Source organism: Candidatus Omnitrophota bacterium, from assembly GCA_013791745.1.
Taxonomy (GTDB): Bacteria; CG03; CG03; order CG03; family CG03; genus CG03.
In genome coordinates this window covers 1-6,683 of record VMTH01000042.1, presented here as the reverse complement: position 1 = coordinate 6,683, position 6,683 = coordinate 1, and the positions used below count along the sequence as shown (strand labels likewise).

General features: G+C 49.9%; 5 protein-coding genes. 1 reads left to right on the top strand and 4 read right to left on the bottom strand.

Features of this window, described 5'->3' with window-relative positions; genetic code table 11:
* A partial coding sequence (locus tag FP827_01975; protein ID MBA3051850.1) for a ferredoxin occupies nt 1-224 on the top strand: 224 nt, incomplete at its 5' end.
* Nucleotides 225-327: 103 nt separating this feature from the next.
* Here FP827_01975 and FP827_01970 read toward each other — a convergent pair.
* Genes FP827_01970 through FP827_01955 form a run of 4 tightly spaced genes read right to left on the bottom strand, consistent with a single transcriptional unit; the run spans nt 328 to nt 6,649 of the window.
* Complete coding sequence (locus FP827_01970) at nt 328-1,479, bottom strand: arginase family protein (GenBank protein ID MBA3051849.1); 1,152 nt, start codon at nt 1,477-1,479, stop codon at nt 328-330.
* Nucleotides 1,476-2,351 carry a hypothetical protein gene (locus tag FP827_01965; GenBank protein MBA3051848.1) on the bottom strand — a complete coding sequence of 292 codons (876 nt, stop codon included), beginning with the start codon at nt 2,349-2,351 and terminating at the stop codon, nt 1,476-1,478. Before FP827_01965 ends, FP827_01970 begins: the two co-directional genes overlap by 4 nt.
* 22 nt (nt 2,352-2,373) lie before the next feature.
* Nucleotides 2,374-3,237 (bottom strand): type II and III secretion system protein, encoded by an 864-nt coding sequence (locus FP827_01960; GenBank protein MBA3051847.1) that lies wholly within the window; start codon nt 3,235-3,237, stop codon nt 2,374-2,376.
* A gap of 40 nt (nt 3,238-3,277) precedes the next feature.
* Nucleotides 3,278-6,649 carry a hypothetical protein gene (locus tag FP827_01955; protein MBA3051846.1) on the bottom strand — a complete coding sequence of 1,124 codons (3,372 nt, stop codon included), beginning with the start codon at nt 6,647-6,649 and terminating at the stop codon, nt 3,278-3,280.
* Nucleotides 6,650-6,683 lie beyond the last annotated feature (34 nt).

Sequence of the window (6,683 nt, the reverse complement as noted above, 5' to 3'; positions counted from 1 at the left end):
GCTCCTGCAAAGCACACAAAGGCCTCTGCGCCTACACCGGAATAGATCTGGGCATAGCCGTGGGCTCTATGGTTTCAAGGGCAGCAGACATGAGAATAGACAACAGGATAATGTACACAGCGGGTTTTGCCGCTCTCAAATGTTCGCTTATGCCCAAGAATGTGAAGGCAGCCTTCGCCATTCCCCTTTCCGTATCGTCAAAAAATATCTTCTTCGATCGTTAATATGGTCAGGCCTTGACATTAGACATTTCTGGCGGGGACAGTCCCCCTCTACGACTTCGCTTTGCTCGTCCGTAATGGGGACGGGCCCCAGTTATCATTTTTGTCACATGTCAAGACCTGACCCCCCTATGGCTTGGACTATGCGGCCGAGAGATTCCAGCGATTTCGCGTCCGGGAGTTCTGACAAAGCGCATATGTCCGATCCGACTATCCTGTGATCCCTCTTTATTGATTCAATAATAGAGGCAACCTGGTCCAGGCTCACCTTCCCGTTGCCCCAGTCCGTCGTAGCATGAGCTTCAGCGAGCAGATCCATATCCACGGATATATAGACGTCTTTCGTCGGAATAACGAGCGGGCTTTCCATATTTTCAAGCCGTAAACGCCTGAATTTCCCCATATAAACAGAGCGAGCGTCACCTTGCTGGAGTATGAGGGCGTCTTCGGGAAAACGGAAGGCGTTATTTTCGTAGAACCATTTTTTATCCGTATTTATGCCTATGAGAATAACTTTCTTAACATTTTTCTGCTCCATCAACGCTCGCACCCATGAGCCGCAGTCAAAAATATCATCACTGCCCCGGCGGTAATCCGTGTGCGCGTCAAAAACAACGACAGTGATGTCCCTTTGAAAATTTTTAATAAGGTAATACGCCAGATGATGGTAATTACCGGAGCCGTAAAAACAAATTGAACCATTCCCCAGCCCCGCGAGCGGCCCCATGAAATCTTTCAGCAGCTCCCGGGGATATCTCAGAAGATTCCGCATCTCATCGCCCGCTTCCACAAGAGCGCAGTCTTTTGCGGAGACCACATTATTCTCAATCAGATAATCCCTCTGGGCGGCAACACCGGGCAGATCCACAAAAACATATTCAGCGTTCTTCGCCGAGGACGTCTCGCTCTTCCTGTCTTCGGCAGGTGCATATCCCAAAACCTTTTTTTGGCCGTGGCCCTCAAATTTTTGCAGAGCTTCACGAAAAAAAGAATGATCCTGCCCGGTTATGAGACCGCTTTTAATGCCTATCCAGGCCGCGGACGGCAGATAGGCCGAACGAGGGAACTTATCCGCAAAATTTTTCGACAGAACAAAACTCCGGCCGTAATCCCCGCCGGTATAGGCCCCATGCAAAACGCCCAATTCACCCAGCGCCGCAGCGTAATAGTTTTTATCCGGCGTCCGGCAGCCGTCGGAGCAGAACAGCCCCATCAGAAAGACAACAAAAACGAGTGAGAGGTTTCTGACGAAAATCAATTATCGGTATTTTTTTTGTACTGGAAGATCTTATCGGGAATGACACTGGCGCTGCGTATGGCACTGAGCGATATCTCGAATTCCGCTTCCCCGTCGCGGAACTCTATGCGCGAGGGCACGTATTTACCGCCTGATAAAACATAATCGTATTTCACGCTTTCCAGGACATCGCCGTCGTAGAGAACATATATCTCGCTTATAACGCCCCTTTCATGGTCCACAATTATATCCCTGTCTTTGTCGCAAAAAGCGCAGTCGGAAGAGCCGTCCAATGAGGCGGATCTTTTTCTGCTGTATGTTTCCCACTGTTTGTAGGCCTCGGGAGACATCTGTCCGCTCCGCGCGAGCTCGCGCATGAACTGCTTCTGATGCTCTATCGGGGCAAGCTCCTCCTCGGCAGGCTCGCTCATGCGTATTCTGACCTCATAATACCTGATCTCTTCGTCTTTGTTGTAATCTTCCGCCGGAGCGACCGTCACGGCGCTCTTTCCGAAATCCATTAAATCTCCCGTTATCCGGCTGAAGAAATCTCCCGTTCCCGCCTGAGCGGCGACACCGAGTACATAACCGTCTTTATCCACCGTGACAACGCCGTCAGGGGTACGGATGGCACTGAGGCCTACTCCCTCAAAATCCTCCGGCCCCGTGAAATCTATGCGCAAATCCGGGGGCTTGTAAAAAAATTTGCCCGTAAACATGACCTCGCCGGACGGGATGTTTTTCCTTGTGAGCACCGCCTGCAGATTTTTGATTTTGTCCGTGTTTTTCTTCACCTTCGCGAACAGCGTCTCAACGCTCATTTCGTCTTCCGCGAGGGTCAGCGAAGAAAAAGCGCAAAGCAGCGCGAGAAATACGCAAAACTTAAAGCGCATTTTTATCTTTGACCCCTCCGTATCAATACGGCACTTCCTCTATTTTCATGCCTTCGTCCATTATTTTGGGCGTGACGAATATTACAACCGTCGTCCTGTTGTCAACGGTGCCGTGAGAGCCGAAGAGATATTTGAGAACGGGTATCTCACCCAAAAGAGGAATGCCCTGGCTTGTGTCCTGTTTGAATGTCCTGAGGAGCTTAGCGACGGCCACCGTTTCTCCGCTGCGCATCTGCAGCGTGGAAGACGCGTTTCTCGTTATAATCGCGGGCACCTTCGTGTTGCCGTAAATCGCCGCGTTTTCCCAGTCCAGATCGCTCACCTCGGTAAAAACTGAAAGGCCTATTTTCTGGTCTTTGTCATCAATAACCGTCGGCACGATGTTCATTTTTATGCCGTAATCCTTCCACTCCACATTGGGCCCGTCGGCGGTGATGACGATATACGGCATTTCTCCGCCCACCATGAACCTGGCGTTGGTGCCTGATTTGGTTATCATCTTGGGATTAGCCAGGAGCCTCGCGGCGCCCTTGGTCATCATGAGTTTCAGATCCCCTGTGATGGCGCCCAGCCTCGCGAACTCCCCCACCCTGAATAAACTGGGCAGCTCCGGCATAACGGCCGGAACGCGGGCGTCATTGACATATGATATCTCGCCCATGCTGATGCCGTCCACCCATTTTATTCCCATTTCACGGGCTTTGTTGTTTGTTATTTCCACGGCCTCAATGGCGATCTCAAGGAGCTTGGCGGGTTTTTTATTCGCGATTTCAAGCATCGTCAGCTCGTCGGCGTTTGATTCGTCGTTCAGGCATTTAGCCACTTCCGCGCGCGCTGGCGAAAGTGCGGCTCCCATTATAAGCAAGATAAGAATTTTTTTTATCATATCATTTCTCCTCCCTGTATGCAGGGTTTATTTGCTCAATTCAGCGTATAACGGCAATTTTAATCTTTTCATCAACGCCGCCGCCCCTGATAAGGCATATATAAATTCCGCTCCCCACCTTCCTGCCCTTGCCGTTTCTGCCGTCCCAGGGCAGTTCATACCACTGGCCGGACTGCTGATAATTCGCCGTCAGCTCATTTTGCGAAATTTTCCATGTTTTTACAAGCATTCCCACAGCATTATAGACGGCTATCTTGACCGGCGATGGGGAAGCCATCATCCACCTGATTTTCGTGGAGCCGTCACGGGACATTATAAAGGGGTTGGGATAATTGTTGGCCGCCGGCGGGATTTGCGCGCTTCCCTGAATGGTAACAGAGATCGAAGAAAATTCGCTTCCGTTGATGTAGATCCTCACACTGTATATGCCGTCGGCCAGACCCGAAGGCGACCACGCCACTGAAGTGGACAGCGCCGCCTGATAAGTCGCTGACGAGAGCTCCGCGACAAAGCCTCCGGTGGAAGAGTAAACTCTCAACTCCACCGTGGTGCTGGACTGATTCAGTGTAAAATTAATATCAAGCGAATCGGCGATACCGTCGCCGTTGGGCGTGAATGTCACAGCGCTCACATCATCAACCTCAAACGCATAATTCAAAACAGCGTCGCAGTATATGGCGATTGAACTGCTGAAAAGCGAATAATGCACCGGAGCGCTGCCGTCGCAGGCGCGGATCCTGTAATGATAAGTGATGGCGGAGAGATTGGTGTGCGTCCATTCAAGAGTGTCTCCCGAAATCACCGGTACATTGTTATCTCCCCACACGCCGCCGGAAGAGCCCAGCCACTCTACCTCATAACCCGCGAGGTCATCGCACAATGAGCCGTCCTCGTTTACCGCCGGTTTTTCCCAGCGGAGCTTTATGTCTCTTGTGGAACTGGGGCCGAAAGCGAGTATCGTGCGTAGGCCCGTGGGCGTTGACGGCGCGAGGATGTCGCATGGGAAAACCGCGTGTATATCGGTGTTCGTGGATTTTGTGACAACAGAGTCATAAATGTAATTCACCGCTTTTATACCGTAATAATATGAGGTTTTGTCTGTGAGGCCCGCGTCAAGATAAAAAGTCGCGGACGCGGCAAGGCGCGTTGACGGCTCCACGCCGAAGACGGCAGTCGTGGAATCTGCCGTGCCGCGGTAAAGCCATATCTGCCTCGGCGAGCCGGCGGTTTTCCAAGATAAGCGCGCGCTTCTGCCGGTGGCGGGAGCGGCGGCTGATATGTCATAGGGCGGCAGAACGGACACATCGTTCACAAAAAGAGAAACCGATGAGGGAACGCTCAAATTGTCGGATGTGTCCCTGGCCCGGATCGTGTAATAATATGTCGCCGCCGAAGACGGAGCGGCGTCAATGTAAAATGTGGCGCCGGAAATAAACGCGGCAGGCACGCTGTCCCTGTAAATATCGTAGCCCTTCAAATCAAGATCGGAAATATTTTCCGTCCATGAAAGATGCACGGCGCCGCCTGTCCCCATGTCCATACCGGCAAAACCCGCTGGCGTCGCCGGCGGATAAGAATCCAGCGGCCTGCCTGAACAAAGAATACCGTCGTTTGTTGTGTTTGTGGATTCATTTAAAGAAAAATCCACTGCGCGCAAAATGTAATAATAAGTCGTCCCGTTTTCAAGGGAGGTATCCGTATAAGTTGTGGAAGTTGACGAGCCAATGTAGGAGGGACTTTCCAGTCCCGATGTGGAGCGGTAAATTGTAACGGAAGAAAAATCAACATCAAGAAGATTTGCCCAGCTGAGTTCCAACGCCCCGCCGTCACCGGGATAATTTGCCTTTATTACTGAAATACCAGTAGGCGCCGAGGGCGGCGTTATATCCGACGGAACGGCGGCGGATGTGCTTGAAAGATCTCCTTCATTATTTTCCACATCTTCTGCTGTTATTGCAAAATAATAAGTTACATAATTCGTCAGACCTGTAATTGTTTTTGTTGTCGGTAGCGACGTTGAAACAGAGCAGTCATAATCCGCCCCCGTCAGAACCGGATAGGTTGCTTTATAAATTTTATAAACATTCACATCCGATTCGCTTGACGCCGTCCACGAAAGATTTATTTTCCCCCCTGTCCCTTCGTTTAAAGCGGTGAGAGTGGTTAACGGCTGTGGCGGAGTATTTACAGGGAATTTATCCTTGAAATAAGCCGCCTCAATCTGACTTGTTTCATTCGGAACCTCATCAAATGAAGTTAAAACAAACCAATAAGTAACCCCTCCCATAAGGCCTGTTACCATCTTTTGAGTCAAAGAAGGCGAAACCGTAGCAAAAAAGTCGAGAGTATAGACATCTATTGTTCCTGACGGCTCATCTGTTGTGTAAAAAATTTTATAACCATTGAGGTCGGAATCGCTTACAGCAGTCCAACTTAAATTTATCTTTGTTCCGGAGCCCTCGTTTTGAGGTTCGTTTTGTATCACTTTTGCCGGCGCTGTTTGGTCGGTAGGCGTAGAGGAGACCTGTTCAAACTGAGTTTTGTCTTCGTTGCCGTTAACATCTTTTCCTGTTACGGAAAAATGATACAGTTGTCCGTCTTCAAGACCCGTCACGACAGTAATATTTGTTGAAGCGGCAATATAATAACTTTTATCGGCAAGAGCAAGATTATCAAACGGATTTTTTTTCTTATAGTAAATTCCGTATTTATCAATATCCTGCGCTGACGATGGTGTCCATTCAAGACGAATCTCATTTCCTTTTTTTGTATCAAGAGCCGTCAATCCCGTAACTTTTGCCGGAGGCGTATTGTCCGTAGAAAATGCGTTTGCTGAATCAGTGAGAGAACTCTCGTTATTCTCCGCACCGGTGGACACGGCTGACACCTTGTAATAATAGGTAACACCTTCAGCGACAGCATCCCAGTATTCGTGTGTTGTGGAAGAAACTGTCTGGTCATATTCTTCTTCATTCCCTTCGCTCAAACCTCTGTAAATCTTGAAATAATCGTATGTGCCCGTTGTATAACCATCCGGCGTCCAGCTTATTTTCAAAGTACCGTCACTATTAATGTCAGCTACGGCAAAATCGATAGGAACTGGTGGCGGAGCGGGCTCCGTTTCGGAAGTAGAATTCTGCGGGTTGCGCCCTGTCCTGATAATAAAATCCGCCGAGTTGTCATCGGAATCCTCGCCGTTTCCCTCGTATTCGTCAGCGCCGCCGCTTTCCATCGATGCCTGCGTAGAACCGCTTGAGGCTTTACGCTCGATACTGCCGTTGGGCTGTGTGCTTTGATGCTCCGGCGCGGCGGTAGTTTCTGGATCCAGATCACCCGTGCCCCAGGCAAGTTTATCAATTACTTCATCATTCCTGGTATCACGAATTTCTATTGTCCCTCCGGAATCAGGCATTCCCGCACCAAAAAAAGTCCAGTTAGTGAGAATG

What these genes read in the sequence shown, in the direction of transcription:
- FP827_01965 (MBA3051848.1), bottom strand. Translation starts at nt 2,351, where the DNA reads ATGCGCTTTAAGTTTTGCGTATTTCTCGCGCTGCTTTGCGCTTTTTCT.
- FP827_01960 (MBA3051847.1), bottom strand. Translation starts at nt 3,237, where the DNA reads ATGATAAAAAAAATTCTTATCTTGCTTATAATGGGAGCCGCACTTTCG.
- FP827_01955 (MBA3051846.1), bottom strand. Translation starts at nt 6,649, where the DNA reads ATGCCTGATTCCGGAGGGACAATAGAAATTCGTGATACCAGGAATGAT.